This is a genomic window from Phyllobacterium sp. OV277 (genome assembly GCF_900104355.1).
GTDB lineage: Bacteria > Pseudomonadota > Alphaproteobacteria > Rhizobiales > Rhizobiaceae > Phyllobacterium.
The window spans coordinates 91,523-106,416 of the sequence record NZ_FNIY01000010.1 but is presented as its reverse complement, the minus strand read 5'-3'; the positions used below and the strand labels follow the sequence as shown (position 1 = coordinate 106,416).

Annotated in this window: 18 protein-coding genes; all 18 read left to right on the top strand. The window is 56.4% G+C overall.

Features of this window, described 5'->3' with window-relative positions; genetic code table 11:
* The first annotated feature begins 83 nt into the window (after nt 1-83).
* The gene (gene flgB, locus BLU05_RS22495; protein ID WP_091885128.1) at nt 84-464 is read left to right on the top strand and encodes a flagellar basal body rod protein FlgB; all 381 of its coding nucleotides are present in this window, start codon (nt 84-86) and stop codon (nt 462-464) included.
* 5 nt (nt 465-469) lie between these two features.
* Nucleotides 470-889: a flagellar basal body rod protein FlgC gene (flgC, locus tag BLU05_RS22490; protein ID WP_091885125.1), complete on the top strand. Its 420-nt coding sequence runs from the start codon at nt 470-472 to the stop codon at nt 887-889.
* On the top strand, nt 889-1,206 hold the full coding sequence (locus tag BLU05_RS22485) for a flagellar hook-basal body complex protein FliE (RefSeq protein WP_091885123.1): 318 nt from the start codon (nt 889-891) through the stop codon (nt 1,204-1,206). Before flgC ends, BLU05_RS22485 begins: the two co-directional genes overlap by 1 nt.
* Nucleotides 1,207-1,215: 9 nt before the next feature.
* Complete coding sequence (gene flgG, locus BLU05_RS22480; RefSeq protein WP_091885120.1) at nt 1,216-2,004, top strand: flagellar basal-body rod protein FlgG; 789 nt, start codon at nt 1,216-1,218, stop codon at nt 2,002-2,004.
* A 5-nt stretch (nt 2,005-2,009) separates the two neighbouring features.
* A complete protein-coding gene (gene flgA / locus BLU05_RS22475) occupies nt 2,010-2,495 on the top strand; it encodes a flagellar basal body P-ring formation chaperone FlgA (protein ID WP_348271771.1) in 486 nt (161 codons plus the stop codon).
* 125 nt (nt 2,496-2,620) lie between these two features.
* A complete protein-coding gene (locus tag BLU05_RS22470) occupies nt 2,621-3,712 on the top strand; it encodes a flagellar basal body P-ring protein FlgI (RefSeq protein WP_244518500.1) in 1,092 nt (363 codons plus the stop codon).
* Nucleotides 3,709-4,212 carry a MotE family protein gene (locus BLU05_RS22465; protein ID WP_091885114.1) on the top strand — a complete coding sequence of 168 codons (504 nt, stop codon included), beginning with the start codon at nt 3,709-3,711 and terminating at the stop codon, nt 4,210-4,212. Before BLU05_RS22470 ends, BLU05_RS22465 begins: the two co-directional genes overlap by 4 nt.
* Nucleotides 4,209-4,922 carry a flagellar basal body L-ring protein FlgH gene (gene flgH, locus BLU05_RS22460; RefSeq protein WP_091885111.1) on the top strand — a complete coding sequence of 238 codons (714 nt, stop codon included), beginning with the start codon at nt 4,209-4,211 and terminating at the stop codon, nt 4,920-4,922. The genes BLU05_RS22465 and flgH overlap by 4 nt, the downstream gene beginning before the upstream one ends.
* 5 nt (nt 4,923-4,927) lie before the next feature.
* Nucleotides 4,928-5,416, top strand: a complete 489-nt coding sequence (locus tag BLU05_RS22455; protein ID WP_091885109.1) for a flagellar basal body-associated FliL family protein — start codon at nt 4,928-4,930, stop codon at nt 5,414-5,416.
* The gene (fliP, locus tag BLU05_RS22450; RefSeq protein ID WP_091885106.1) at nt 5,413-6,150 is read left to right on the top strand and encodes a flagellar type III secretion system pore protein FliP; all 738 of its coding nucleotides are present in this window, start codon (nt 5,413-5,415) and stop codon (nt 6,148-6,150) included. Before BLU05_RS22455 ends, fliP begins: the two co-directional genes overlap by 4 nt.
* A 167-nt stretch (nt 6,151-6,317) precedes the next feature.
* The gene (locus BLU05_RS22445) at nt 6,318-7,268 is read left to right on the top strand and encodes a flagellin N-terminal helical domain-containing protein (protein ID WP_091885104.1); all 951 of its coding nucleotides are present in this window, start codon (nt 6,318-6,320) and stop codon (nt 7,266-7,268) included.
* A 125-nt stretch (nt 7,269-7,393) separates the two neighbouring features.
* Entirely contained in the window at nt 7,394-9,040 is a 1,647-nt protein-coding gene (gene fliF / locus BLU05_RS22440; protein ID WP_091885101.1) for a flagellar basal-body MS-ring/collar protein FliF, read from the top strand.
* A gap of 1 nt (nt 9,041) precedes the next feature.
* Nucleotides 9,042-9,695, top strand: a complete 654-nt coding sequence (locus BLU05_RS22435) for a hypothetical protein (RefSeq protein WP_091885098.1) — start codon at nt 9,042-9,044, stop codon at nt 9,693-9,695.
* The gene (locus BLU05_RS22430; protein ID WP_091885096.1) at nt 9,692-10,951 is read left to right on the top strand and encodes a MotB family protein; all 1,260 of its coding nucleotides are present in this window, start codon (nt 9,692-9,694) and stop codon (nt 10,949-10,951) included. The genes BLU05_RS22435 and BLU05_RS22430 overlap by 4 nt, the downstream gene beginning before the upstream one ends.
* Nucleotides 10,948-12,159 (top strand): hypothetical protein, encoded by a 1,212-nt coding sequence (locus BLU05_RS22425; RefSeq protein ID WP_091885093.1) that lies wholly within the window; start codon nt 10,948-10,950, stop codon nt 12,157-12,159. Before BLU05_RS22430 ends, BLU05_RS22425 begins: the two co-directional genes overlap by 4 nt.
* On the top strand, nt 12,156-13,397 hold the full coding sequence (locus tag BLU05_RS22420) for a flagellar hook-length control protein FliK (RefSeq protein WP_091885091.1): 1,242 nt from the start codon (nt 12,156-12,158) through the stop codon (nt 13,395-13,397). Before BLU05_RS22425 ends, BLU05_RS22420 begins: the two co-directional genes overlap by 4 nt.
* A gap of 52 nt (nt 13,398-13,449) precedes the next feature.
* Entirely contained in the window at nt 13,450-13,920 is a 471-nt protein-coding gene (locus tag BLU05_RS22415; RefSeq protein ID WP_244518498.1) for a transglycosylase SLT domain-containing protein, read from the top strand.
* A 239-nt stretch (nt 13,921-14,159) separates the two neighbouring features.
* A complete protein-coding gene (locus tag BLU05_RS22410; protein WP_091885085.1) occupies nt 14,160-14,831 on the top strand; it encodes a flagellar transcriptional regulator FtcR in 672 nt (223 codons plus the stop codon).
* Nucleotides 14,832-14,894 lie beyond the last annotated feature (63 nt).

Genomic DNA, 14,894 nt, shown 5'->3' with positions numbered 1-14,894 from the left:
CAACCCGACCGCGCCGCAAGTCTCACGCAAGATTGACCACCTAGATTGGCATCAGTTGATTGGTTGGGGCGCGAGGCAGGCACATGCAGGGGATTCATCTGTTCGAATTGGCATCACGTCAGGCTGAGTGGCTGTCCGTGCGGCAGGCTGCTGTTGCTGGGAATGTCGCCAATGCCAATACGCCGGGCTTCAAGGCGCGTGATGTCGAGCCTTTCATGGATGTGCTGGAGCAGACTCAGCTGACCATGGCAGCGACCAACTCCAAACACCTTGAAATCAACGCATCCGGTATCGCTGCGACTGCCCTGCGCAAGGATGATGTGACCGAGCAGAACCATTCGAAGAATACTGTCAGCCTTGAAGGCGAGATGGTCAAATCAGGCGAGATCAACCGTGAATTTGCCCTCAACACCAGCATCGTGAAAGCTTTTCACCGCATGATGCTGTCGGCAGTGAAGGGCTGAACCAGATGTCCGATCCGCTACAGGCTGCTCTCAAGGTTGCCGCATCAGGCCTCAACGCTCAATCGACGCGTTTGCGCATTGTGTCCGAGAATTTGGCCAACGCCCAATCAACAGGCAAGACGGCCGGCAGTGATCCCTTTCGCCGCAAGACTGTATCCTTTGCCACCGAACTTGATCGCGGCAGCGGCGTTGAAACCGTGCGCATCGCCGAGGTCGGCCACGACGTATCAGCCTTCACCGAAGAATATGATCCAAGCCATCCGGCAGCCGATGCCAAGGGCATGGTCAAATATCCCAACGTCAACATGGTTGTTGAAATGGCTGATATGCGTGAAGCCAACCGCTCCTATGAAGCCAATCTCCAGGTCGTCAAGCAAGCACGCGAGCTGATTGCCATGACCGTCGATCTCCTAAGGAATTCCTGATGATAGACCAGCTTCTCAGTGTTTCCACCCGCAACGCTCTTTCCAAGTTGTCGGAAACTGTCAACCAGACATCCATGCCGGGCGCATCTTCGCCTGCGGCAGCAACCGGCCAGCCTTCCTTCGACAATGTCCTGTCGCAGCTTAGCGGCAAGCTTCAAAATGCCGAGGCGGTTTCGCTCAAGAGCATGACCGGCGACGTGCCGACGCGCGATGTGGTCAACGCGGTCATGGATGCCGAAAAATCACTCCAGACGGCCATCGCCATCCGCGACAAGATCGTCCAGGCCTATCTCGAAATCAGCCGTATGCCGATTTAAGGAATCACAATGAAAGCGCTCACCATCGCGGCGACAGGCATGAATGCCCAGCAGCTCAATCTGGAAGTGATTGCCAACAACATCGCCAATATCAACACGACCGGGTTCAAGCGCGCAAAGGCTGAATTCTCGGATTTGTTGTATCAGACCGAGCGCAGTGCCGGTGTGCCCAATATGGCCAACCAGAACATCATCCCTGAAGGCGCGATGGTCGGGCTTGGCGTGCAGACATCGGCTGTTCGCAACCTGCATCTTCAGGGCGGCCTCAACCAGACGGGAAATCCGTTTGACGTGGCGCTGAAGGGGCGCGGCTGGTTCCAGATTCAGAACACTGCCGGTGAAATACTCTATACCCGCGCTGGTGCGTTCAACACCAATGCAACGGGGCAGCTGGTGACATTGAACGGCAATCTGGTCGAGCCCAATATTGTCGTGCCGACGGATGCTCTGGAGGTCACGATCAGCGAGTCCGGTCAGGTTTTTGCAAAACTGTCTAACCAGACACCACCTGTTAATCTGGGCCAGCTGACCATTGCCAATTTTGCCAATGAGGCCGGTCTCGAACCGCTCGGCGACAATCTGTACAAGCAGACCGATGCATCGGGCGATCCGGTTGTTGGTGTCCCCGGTGATCCGGGTTTTGCCACGCTGAAGCAGGCGTATCTGGAAAACTCCAACGTCGATCCGGTCAAGGAAATCACCGATCTGATCACGGCCCAGCGTGCCTATGAAATGAATTCGAAAGTCATTCAGGCAGCCGATGAAATGGCGTCTGTTGTATCGAAGAACCTGCGCTGAGGATAATGATGACGGCGGCAAAGATCATTGGAAACTGGACCATTCGCGTGCTGGCACTTTGCCTGTGCGCGCTGGTCTTTTCCGTTGCCGCCCGCGCCGAACGGATCGCATTTCTTGTGCCATCGCAGATCATCTATCCCGGACAGACCATCGGCAATGCCGGTTTGACCGAGAAGTATTTTACCATCCGTGCCAGTGCCGCCGCACAATATGTCCTTTCATCAGACCAGCTCGTCGGCAAGATATCACGCCGCACATTGCTGCCGGGCCAGCCGATCCTTCTGACCGCAGTCAATGAGCCTGATATGGTCCAGCGCGGGGTTCCGGCAGTGCTTGTCTTCGATACGGGTGCGCTGGTGATCACGGCGCGGGGGACACCGCTGGAAGCAGGCCGTGTTGGCGATTTCATCAAGGTACGCAATCTCGACAGCGGTATCACCGTATCGGGCACCATCCTTGCGGACGGGCGCATTCAGGTGGGCATGCAATGATCAGGCGCGTCGCAATAGCATTGCTTGCCTTCTTTGTAACGTCCGCGCTCCACGCGGGCGAATCCTCTCCCAAAGACAAGGGTTACAAGACCGTTGGGCAGGCACAGGCCGCCTGGCAGAAAGAGGTGGATGAGGGGCGCTGGGGTGGCCCGGCCTCGCCTCTCGGTGATGGTGGCGCTATTGCCCGGCTCAAGGATATCGCCGCCATTCAGGGTGTGCGCGAAAACCAGCTTGTCGGTTACGGTCTCGTTATCGGGCTGAATGGCTCGGGCGACAGTCTGCGCAATGCCCCGTTCACGGAGCAATCCATGCGCGCCATGCTGGATAATCTCGGCATCAGTCCACCCGCAGGTACTTCGCGCGCCAAGAATATTGCCGCTGTTATCGTCACCGCCAATCTGCCGCCCTTTGCCGGGCGCGGATCGCGTATCGACGTGACGGTTTCCTCGCTTGGCGATGCGACATCGCTGTCGGGTGGCACACTCGTCATGACGCCATTGGCAGGTGCTGATGGGCAGGTCTATGCGGCGGCGCAAGGCAATATGATTGTTTCAGGCTTTACCGCTTCGGGCGATGCGGCAAAAGTCACGCAGGGCGTTCCCACCAGTGGCCGTATTCCCAATGGTGCTTTGGTCGAGAAGGAAGTCGCGGGCAATTTTGGCCAGGAGGGCGAGCTTGTCGTCGAGTTGCGTCAGCCCGATTTTACCACCGTTGTTCGCATCACCGATACAATCAACGCCTTTGCCAAACGGCGTTACAACCAGCCGGTTGCCAAGGAGCGTGACGCAAAGTCGATCCGTCTGCGCAAGCCGAAAAACATGACAGCGGCGCGCTTTCTGGCCGAAATCGAAGGACTGCCTGTACCAACCGATGAAGTTGCCCGCGTCGTTGTTGACGAGCGCACCGGAACGGTTGTCATTGGCGAGAAAGTCCGGATATCGCGTGTCGCCATCAGTCATGGCAGCCTGTCTGTTCGCGTAACCGAGACACCGACAGTCATTCAACCAGAGCCTTTCAGCGACGGCGTGACTGCCGTTGAACCGAACACGAATATTCAGGTTCAGCAGACTTCCAAACTTGGTGTTCTTGGCGGTACGGATCTCGAAAGTCTCGTCAAGGGCCTCAACCAGATCGGCGTGAAGCCGCAGGGTATCATTGCCATCCTCCAGGGCATCAAGACAGCGGGCGCATTGCACGCGGAACTGGTGGTCCAATGAGTATAGGTAGGAAAATCGGCTTCCTTGTCGTCGCAATGCTTGCCACGCCGTCCTTCGGTTGGGCGCAGGACGCGGCGCCCAAGGATGAGACCGGGCAGGAAATTGACCGCTATTGCACCAATATCACCGACAAGGCCACGGATGCGCGCTATGCCATGCAGACGCGGGAGCTTGAGCAGCTTCGGGCGGATATCGACAGTCGCATTCAGGAACTGGAAGCCAAGCGCAAGGAATATGAGGTCTGGCTGAAACGCCGTGATGAATTTATCGACAAGGCCGAGGATTCGCTTGTTGGCATCATTTCGAAGATGCGTCCAGACGCTGCCGCTGCGCAGATGGCGCTGATGGGCGATGAAGCCGCCGCGGCGTTGTTGTTGAAGCTCAATCCTCGTGTCTCCAGCGTTATCCTGAATGAAATGCCGCCGGAGAAATCCTCCCGGCTTGCTCGTGTGATCGTTGGATCGCGCGTGGTCACAAATAAAGAAAGAACCGCGCAATGAAAAAAGCGGCATCCCTGCTTGCCATCGCCAGTGTTGTCACCATCTCGGGATGTGCCGATAATTTTCGCGATTTGAACCGCGCACCGCAAATGTCGCCGGTGGGCGCCGGTGTCGGCCAGACATTCAGTGTCTCCGATCCGTCCTACTATCCGACCCAGCCGCAGCCAAAGCGCTATTCTCTGTGGCAGGACCGTGCAGCTGGCTTCTTCCGTGATCCGCGCGCGACCAATCCGGGTGATGTGCTGACGGTCAGTATCGCGATCAATGAAGAAGCGAAATTTGACAATAAGAACAGCCGTTCCCGTGTTGCCTCTTCGGTCTATGGTGGTAAGGGCGATGTCAGCGGCAGTGGGTTTACCGCAGGCAATATCGGTGGAAATCTCGACCTGAATTCAGACAGCCGCACCAAGGGCGAAGGCAAGATCGAACGGTCGGAAAAGATCGTGCTGAAGGTTGCGGCCATTGTCACCAATATTCTGCCGAATGGCAATCTGGTCATCCGTGGTTCACAGGAAGTCCGCGTCAACTACGAGTTGCGTGTGCTGAATGTTGCGGGTGTTGTGCGTCCGCGTGACATTTCGGGCGACAACATTATCTCCTATGAGAAGATCGCCGAAGCGCGCATCTCCTATGGCGGTCGTGGCCGTCAGAGTGAAACACAACAACCAGCCTGGGGCCAGCAGGTCCTCGACACCGTGTCGCCGATCTGAATGATATGAGTACGCTCGCCGAAGACACAACACCTCAATCAAAAGCACCGTCCAGCGTGGCGCTGATTGCTGCGGTGGTGGTGCTGACCCTGATCGCGGCGGCTGGCGGCTGGTTTCTTGGCTCTCAGCTTGGGCTGAATGTCCCTTCGGGACAGAGCGCGGTATCCGGTGACAAGTCCCGTCCAGTGTCAGCAGATATGCCATCAGGCACTGTTGTTGCACTCAAGCCGATCCTCACCAATGTGAAAATCCCGCAGGATGTCTGGATCAGGCTGGAAGCGGGCGTTGTGGCAAAACCCGGCGAAAAAATATCCGACGAACTGGCAGCAACGATTGCCGGTGATTTCATGGCGTTCCTGCGAACCGTAAACCTCATGCAATTGCGCGGGGCGGCTGGGCTTGAATATCTGCGTATGGATCTGCAGGAGAGGGCGCGCATGCGCTCCGAAGGCAAGGTCGAAAAAGTCTATATCTGGGCATTGGTGATGGAATGAAACGACGTCTTCTCACACCGCTGCTGTTGCTTGTTCTTGGCGGAACCGCCATGGCGCAAACGCCCTCGCTCCTCGATGGCTTGATCCCGCAGGGCAGCGCCTCCACCAGTGGCCAGATCATCCAGATGCTGGCAGTGCTCACGGTGCTTTCCATTGCGCCCGGCATTCTCATCATGGCGACGAGCTTTACCCGCTTTGCCATTGCCTTTTCCATGTTGCGTGCTGGCCTCGGCCTGCAGACAACGCCTGCCAATCTTGTCATGATCAGCCTTGCGCTGTTCATGACGTTCTATGTCATGGCGCCGGTGTTTGACCGGGCATGGCAAAATGGTGTGCAGCCGCTCGTTAATAACCAGATCACGCAGGATGTGGCGATCCGCGAAATCACCACGCCGTTCCGCGAATTCATGCTGCGGCAGGTGCGTGACAAGGATTTGCGGCTATTCGAGGATCTGGCGGACGAATCTTTCCGCACCAAGGCCAATGAGGCCGTCGACATGCGTATTCTTGTTCCGGCGTTCATGATTTCCGAATTGCGCCGCGGCTTCGAAATCGGCTTTCTGATCGTTCTGCCATTTCTGGTGATTGATCTGATCGTTGCCACGCTCACCATGTCCATGGGTATGATGATGTTGCCGCCGACAGTGCTGTCCCTGCCGTTCAAGATTCTGTTTTTTGTGCTGATCGATGGCTGGAATATTCTGGTTGGCAGCCTGATACGTTCGTTTTCGTAACCATGCAGAAAAAATTAATCCTGAACGTTATTGAAACTGTAACACTTACGTCGTAGTCCTAACGTCCATAACAGGTGACCGCTTCGGTTACAGGCATCATGCCGCTCTGTTAAGTCGGTTTTAATCCGACATGTCCCCATCACATGTATCTTTTATAGGGGCTTTCCATGTCCAGCATTCTTACCAATGCGTCAGCAATGACTGCACTCCAGACTCTGTCTGTTACCAACAAGAATCTTGCTACTACACAGAACCGTATTGCTACGGGCCTGAAGATTTCCGAAGCTTCTGACAACGCCGCTTATTGGTCGATTGCTACAACCATGCGCTCAGACAATGGTGCAAACTCCGTTATTCAGGACGCTCTTGGTCTCGGCAGCGGCAAGGTTGATACCGCCTATGCTGCCTTGAACAAGGCCATTGACTCGGTCAACACGATCAAGAACCTGGTCCTGTCTTCCAAGAACGCCAGCGTTGACGACCGCAAGAAGAACCAGGAAGCGATCAATGCTGCGATCAGCGCCCTGAAGGAAAATGCAGGCGCTTCTTACGCCGGCTCCAACCTTCTCAGCACTGACTCAACCAATGATGCTGTTCCTGCAACTGCAAACTTCAGCGTTGTTGCTTCGTACAACCGTAATGCAACAACCGGTGCAGTTACAACCGGATCAATCGACGTTGCTTTGAAGAACACCCGCCTGATCGATACGCTTGCAACAGGCAAGACCGGCATTCTCGATAAGGAATTCGCCGTAACGCCAGCTGCGACCGGTGCCACCACCACTCAGACTTCGATCCTGACGATCGACGTTTCCGGTGCGACCATCGACAACAAGGCGCTCGACGATATCCTGACTGGTGTTGAAGCTGCTGTTAAAGGCCTTGCTTCCGGTGCTTCGCAGCTCGGTGCCGCCAAGAGCCGTATCGACACACAGAAGTCCTTCATCAGTGCCCTGTCCGACGCCGTTGATCGCGGTATTGGCTCGCTCGTTGATGCTGACATGAACAAGGAATCGGCTCGTCTGTCGGCTCTGCAGGTTCAGCAGCAGCTCGGCGTTCAGGCGCTGTCGATTGCCAATGCAAGCAACCAGAGCATCCAGCAGCTGTTCCGCGGCTAAGGGTGACGATCCTTCGGGATCAGTTCTGACTTGGGCCACGCCTCGTGCGTGGCCTTTTTCATTGGGGCTAACTTCGCGCAAGCTTCGACCTCTATGGTCGGATGACGCAAGCGTGGTGGGCATTAATGGAAAAGAATATCAGACAGTCTTTCGGGCAGTTTCTGGATGCCATGAAGAAGCTGGGTGCAAGGCGGCTCATCGGGCTCGCCGTTATTGGCATTACGCTGTTCAGCGCGATTCTTATTTCCAGTGTTTACCTCAATCGCCCGCAATATGAGACGCTCTATGTGGGTCTTAGCCGCGATGATGTGAACCGCATGGGCATGGCGCTGGGTGAGGCAGGTATACCCTTTGATGTGAAGTCTGACGGAACGTCAGTGCTTGTGCCGTTTGGCAAGGCGGATCAGGCCCGTATGTATCTGGCTGAGAAAGGTCTGCCGACCAGCAACAATGCTGGCTACGAGCTTTTCGATAATATGGGCTCGCTCGGTTTGACCTCGTTTATGCAGGAAATCACCCGGGTGCGTGCCTTGGAAGGCGAGATTTCCCGGACCATTCAGGCAATCCGTGGCATCAAGGCGGCGCGTGTTCATATCGTTTTGCCAGAGAAGGGCAGTTTCCGCCGTGGCGATCAGGCGCCGTCCGCTTCCGTGGTGATCCGTACTGAAGGCGGGTTCTCGATGGAATCGGCACAGTCCATCCGCCAGCTTGTCGCCGCTGCCGTTCCGCAGCTCACACCATCCGAAGTTACTGTGCTTGATACAAATGGGCGCCTGCTCGCATCGAAGGATGATGGCTCCAATGCCGGTGCGGTGATGTCGGCAACCCTGGAACAGAATGTGTCGTCTTCCGTCGATGACAATATCCGCAAAGCGCTTGCGCCCTATCTGGGCATTGGTCATTTCCAGACCAGCGTTCAGGTGGCGCTTGATACGGATAAGCGCCAGACAAATGAGACCGTTTTCGATCCGGAATCACGCGTAGAACGTTCTGTGCGTGTTGTGCGTGAAAGCGGCGATTCGAAGAACTCAAAGAGCGACAACGCGACTGGCGTCGAACAGAATATTCCGCAGGAGGAAATCCAGAGCAAGAATGGTGACAACTCCACGGAGAAGACGGACAAGCGCGAAGAACTGACCAATTACGAGGTCAACTCCAAGACGATTTCGACCGTCAGCGACAGTTACCAGATCAAGCGCCTGTCGATTGCCGTTGTCATCGATCAGGCCCGGTTGCTTGCAACAGCAGGCGTAACGCCCGTGCCTGACAAGTTCGTCGAACAGCAGATCGCCAAGATCACCGAGCTGGTGGCAACCGCCGCCGGTCTTGACCAGAAGCGCGGGGATGTCATCACAGTGACCGCGCTGAACTTCATGGAAGCAACTGACGAGCAGTTGCAACCAACCGCCACGCCGCTGTCAGAGACCATTTTCCGGCAGGCGGGCAGCTTCGTCAACGCGGCGGCGCTGATCGTCGCTGTCGGTCTGATCCTGTGGTTTGGCGTGCGCCCGCTGATGCGCGAAATGGCCAAGCCCCAGGATGCGTTGCAATTGGTGGCGGGCACAGATGTCGCCGTTCCCGATTTCACCGCAACGTCACGGCCCCAGCCGACCTTGGCAACCAATTCGGACCAGAGCCTGCCTTATGATGATCTGAGCGAGCTTCGGCGGCGCATGCGCGTTCCAGCGCAGAACCGGCTGGAACAGATGATCGAGATGGACGAAGAGCGCGTAGCGGCGATCCTGAAACAGTGGGTTCACGAGGCAGCTTGATATGGCACGATCTATCGCCAGCGTGCTTACAGATTTCACGCCAAAACACGTACCGGATGACCGGATCACGGTCTTTGCGGCCGCCACGCGCGAACGCGCCGAACCGTTCGACAGCGATGCTGCGCCTGAGGATGTTGTCGAACTCATCGATATCGAGCTGAAGATCAAGGAAACCTTTGAACTTGGCCGCGCCGAGGGTCAGTCCGAAGCCTCCGTGCTCTTTGAGGCTGAGAAGCTGCGGCTGGAGCGGGATTTTCTGGAGCAATTGGCGGCGGCGGAAGCCGAGTTCATGCAGCGCATCGGCGACCGCATGTTTGAACAGCTGGCAGAGGGGCTCGCGGCTGTGTCGGCACAACTTTCCAGTAATCTTGCAACTGTACTTGCACCATTGGTTGAAAAGAATTTGCGTGAACGTGCCATCACCGGTTTCACAACCGAAGTCGAGCGCCTGACCAAAGGGCTTGAAGGGGTGATGATTGACATATCAGGCCCGGCACATCTGATCGATCCCCTGCGCAATCGGCCTGATATCGATTTGATGCGGTTCACCTTCACGCAATCTGACCAATCGGAACTATCGATGAAGCTCGATGATGTGGTTGTCGAAACGCGGCTGGGCCGCCTGATTGAGGCGGTGAAGGACACAACCCGATGAATATTGATCCGGAAACCCGTCGTGAAATCATTATCGTTCGGCGTGGCCGCAATGATGGTGAAGACAGCCACCATGGCGGCGTCTGGAAGATTGCCTATGCGGATTTCATGACCGCGATGATGGCGTTCTTTCTGGTCATGTGGCTCATCAATGCGGCCAACGAAGAAACAAAAGCGGCGGTGGCGAGCTATTTCAATCCGGTCAAACTGATGGACAGGCAGGCAAGGCCCAAGGGCATCGAAGCCACCGACAATCAGGAAGGCAAGGTACGTTTTGAGCGCCCTAATTCCACCGATGCGGAAACGAAGAGCGCCCGCAACGAAAAGGATCAGCAATCCAAACCGGAGACGGAAGAGCGGCAGATTTTCAAAGACCCCTATGCTGTCCTTGCGGAAATAGCCACGGATTCCGGTGTCTTGCAGAACCGGTCTGCCAAGGGTGAAGGCGGTTCGAATGCTGCGGGTCCATCGACGGGCGCCGAGGGCGGAGATGCCTATCGCGATCCTTTCAATCCAAACTATTGGTCGACCCATGTGGAAGACGATCTCTTCCCGCTGACCGACAGTCCCGCTGTCCCGCCGCCTTCGCAGGAGCAACTGGAAAAGCGTGTGGCGGGCATTGAAGCCAAGACCGAAGCACAAGCGGGACCCGCTGATACAAAGACAATCGATCCGGCAAATGCCAAGCAGCAGGCGGAACAGCAGAAGGTTGAAAACGCGTCAACCAAACCTGTTGAAACTGCCGTCGCCGTTACTCCGGCAAAAGGCGATCAACAGCCGGATGCGGCGCAGCTTGCATCAGCGCGCGAACTTGCGGCAGAGATTTCCCAGAAGACGGGTGCTGCGGCTGATGAAAAGACGCCTGACATTACGGTGGTCCCCACCGACGACGGCGTGATGATCCAGCTGACTGACAAGGTTGACTACGGCATGTTTGCCATTGGATCGGCAAAGCCCGACAAGCGCGTCGTGCAGGTGCTTGATCAGATTGGCAAGATCATCGCCACCCGCAAGGGTGAAGTCATCATCAGCGGCCACACAGACGCGCGTCCTTTCAAGAGCGATAGCTATGACAATTGGCGTCTGTCATCGGCGCGCGCGCATATGGCTTATTACATGCTGACGCGAGGCGGACTTGACGCAAAGCGCATCCTGCGTGTGGAAGGTTATGCGGACCGCGATCCCAAAGTTCCTGCTGATCCCTATGCGGCGCAGAACCGGCGTATCGATATCTTTCTGAAAACGGCCAAGAGATGATGAAGGGCTTCCGTTTGCGATGGCTGCTGATCGGATTTATGGGCTTGCCGCTTGGCATTGCCCATGCCGATATGCCATCGCCGGAACCCTATCTGCTGGTGCGCTCGATGCGCATGTTGCAGGATCAGGTTGCCTCGGGAAAGCCCGAAGCCCTTCCCATGCTCAACCGGGTTCTGGGCCATATTGCCGGGCAGCTTGAAGCGGCCAGTCCTGATGTGTGGCAGAAGCCTGCCAATGCTTATGCCATCCTGATCTATCTCCTCAATGGCGGTAATCCGCAGGTTGTTCGCAATATCCTCACAACCACGAAACTTGAGAGTATCAGCCCCAAGCTTGTCGCTGGTTCACTTGCTTATGCGGATGGCAATCCTCTTGGCATTGTTGATAACTTCAGTGGCGAGTTACCGCCGGATATACCGAGCGAACTTGTCGCGTCGATCTCGCTTGTTACGGCGGCGCAGCTTGCCGCCATTGATGCGCCGACAGCCCTGAAGCGCCTTGACTATATCCGGCTGACCGCGCCGGGCACTTTGCTTGAGGAGGCGGCGCTCCGGCGCGGCTTGATGATGGCGGCCAATCTTGGCGACAAGGACAAGGTGAAGCTGCTGGCACGCAATTATCTGCAGCGCTTTGGCCTGTCGCCCTATTCGGAGGATTTTTTCCGGCAACTGGTCGATGCGGTCATGGTGCTCAAAGGCAAGATCAGCAATGACGAGATCGAAGAAATAGCGTCGCTGGCATGGACCGGTGCTCGCCTGCCATTTTATCTGCGTATCGCACGCGGTGCCATTGTTGTTGGTGATATGCCGCGCGCCCGCTTCATGTCGCAAAAAGCCGAGGCCCTCGCACAGTCACTCAAGGCTGACGATACGCAGGCGCGGCTCTATCTCGGCATCAGCAATGTCGGTACGGACAAGACCACCGATGCAGTGAGGATGCTGTCCGAATTGCCGAAAGACCGGCTGCATGAACGCGATGTGAAGCTCCTGGAAGCGGCGACGGCCATGGGCGGCAAAATTTTGGAGCAGCCTTCCGTCGTACCGGTGGAAACACCGCAGAAGAGCGTGGTGAAAGCGGGCGCTGCGACGACGGATACGAAGGTGAAGGTCGATACGCCGAAATCTGAGGCAACGATTGATCCGATGATCGATGAGACACGCAAGAAACTCGACGCCATAGACGCGCTTCTAGGGAAGGCCAAGAAATGACCATTGGACCTGATATGCCTCTCAGATCGCTGCAGGACGCCATTATCGGGGATACCGGCAAAGGGCATCGCCTTCCCGACAAAAAGAATGCCAAGGGCAAGGACGATGCGCCTGATTTCAAATCGATGCTGGAGGCAAAACCGCTGCGCTTGCCAACGGAGGCTGGTGCCGCGATCACCGATGATGATGTTTCTGAAACCAGGGATGAGCCAGAGACGAAAAAGGATAAGGACAAGGAACAGGCAAATGCCGGGCCATCGGTACAGGCGCTGTTCGGCCAGTCCATTCTCGCTTTCGAACAGCTTTTGGACAGACAGAAACCGGCAGACAGTGAGCAGGCGCCGCATCAGGCCAAATCTGTTCGGGTTTTGGATTTTGATCCGAAGCTGATTGAAGACAGCTCTGCGGAACCGACCGCGGCTGCTGGTGATGAGATAGTCCCGGCTTTGCCAAAGGCCGACAGGAAAGTTTCATTCCCATCCGGCGAAAAACCTGATGCAAAAGGCGCCGTAAGCGCTGAAGCCAAAGCCGAACCTGTCAGGTCTGACGCCCCTCCGCCTCAGGAGACCGAAACTCAATCCGTTGATGCCATCACACCCAAAGCGCGCACCAGTGCGAAGCAGGTGCCCGAACAGGCCGCGCCAACAGTGACCAATCATACTCCGTCGCCAGCGTCACCTATGCCATCTGCCGAGCCACGCACCAGCGCTGCCACCCCCGTCGCTGCTGCACCAGCATCACAGAACCGCCAGCCCATTGCCGATGTCCAGATCATCTCGGATCACAGCACGGGCGCTGCAAGAACGCTTGTGATCCAGCTACAGCCAATCGAACTCGGAACGGTTACTGCCCGACTGCGCTTGACCGGAGAGGGCATGCATATCCAGCTCATGGCGGAGAGCAAGGCGGCGGCAGAGCATCTTGCACGGGATCACGAAGCTCTTGGCAAGGCGTTGCAGAGGGCAGGAGTTGCCGATGATACGTCGACGGTTACCATCTCTGTTGTCGATCGCAGCAGCCTTGTGGCCAACACCCAATCGAGCCAGCAAAGCACGACAGGGCAGGACCAGCAGATGGGTGGAAGAGCTGGCGGCCAAGCCAATTCCGGCTCACAGGGGACGCAGGGCGACCGCTCTTCCGGCCAGCAGCATTTTGGAGACAGCAGAGCCGATGAGCGTGACGACAGGGCTGCCAAAACTGTTCCGGATAACACTCTTTCTCGCGGCTTGGTTGTGTAGCGGCCTGTTTGCCGCGCAAGCCGTTCGCGCCGACAATCTTTGCGAACGGGAAATGCACCGTGCTTCGAGCAAATATAACATCCCGATCGGCATTCTCTATGCCGTTGGATTGACCGAAACCGGGCGTAAGGAGTCGCTGCAACCCTATGCTATGAACATTGAGGGCAAGGCGGTTTTCATGCCGTCAGCGGCGGCTGCCGTAGCAAAATTTAACGAAGCGCAGGGGCAGGGCGCCAAGCTGATCGACCTCGGGTGCATGCAGATCAATCACTACTTTCACGCCAGCGCATTTCCTTCCGTGAACGCAATGCTGGACCCTGCAAGCAATGTGGATTACGCGGCGCGTTTTCTCAAACAGCTCCGGGCGCGGGAGGGCAACTGGACCATGGCCGTAGCACGCTATCATGCGGGCCCCAACAATGACCCCGCGCAGAAGCAATATGTTTGCCGGGTAATGGAAAATATGGTGGCTTCCGGCTTTGGAAACTGGACACAAAAAGCGCGAATGTTTTGCGATAAGTGAAGGCGTTAATGATCAGTAATAAAACGTGAATTTGTTCGCATGGTCATCTTTGGTTAAGATGTAGCCGGTAAGCATTTGAGCGTGCGAGTCGTACCTCCGCTTGATCTCCGTTCCCCACCCGAAATCACTATTTCAGACTCCCAATAAATTGCAGTCAATTTGTTGGGGATTGTCGGCGAGTCATCGACCCCGCTAGGTGTGTGTTATTGGGGTTTTTTACTGATTCGGAAGGTGGGGTCGTGATTGTAGTCGTCGACGAACGAAGTCTGGTGACGAGTGGGTATTCGGCGTGGTTCGCCCGCGAGGGCATAACAACAACAGGGTTCGCTCCCGATGATTTCGGTGACTGGGTTTCTACCGTCCAGCAGAGCGATATTATGGCAGTGGAAGCGTTTCTCATAGGGGAATGTGCCAACCGCAGCCAGTTTCCCCACAAGATTCGTGAGCGCTGCTCGGCACCGGTTATCGCGGTTAACGACACGCAGTCGCTTGAAAACACGCTTGAACTGTTCCAGGCGGGTGTCGACGATGTGGTCCGCAAGCCGATGCATGTGCGCGAAATTCTGGCCCGTATCAATGCGATCCGCCGCCGTTACGGCAATGGCGACGTGGGCACGCAGGTGGGTCCTATCCGCGTCTTTTCCGATGGTCGCGATCCGCAGGTCAACGGCGTCGAATTCTCGCTGCCGCGCCGCGAGCGCCGCATCCTGGAATATCTTATTGCCAATCGTGGCCGCCGTCTGAACAAGGCGCAAATTTTTAGCGCGATCTACGGCATTTTCGACAGCGAAGTCGAGGAAAGTGTTGTCGAGAGCCACATCAGCAAGCTTCGCAAGAAACTGCGGGAACAGCTCGGTCACGATCCCATCGATTCCAAGCGTTTCCTTGGCTACTGCATCAATCTCGATTGACGCGATGAACCGCTCCGCTGCTGGCGGGGCGGGTTCGATAAAGATCGCACAAGGCATTCAAAG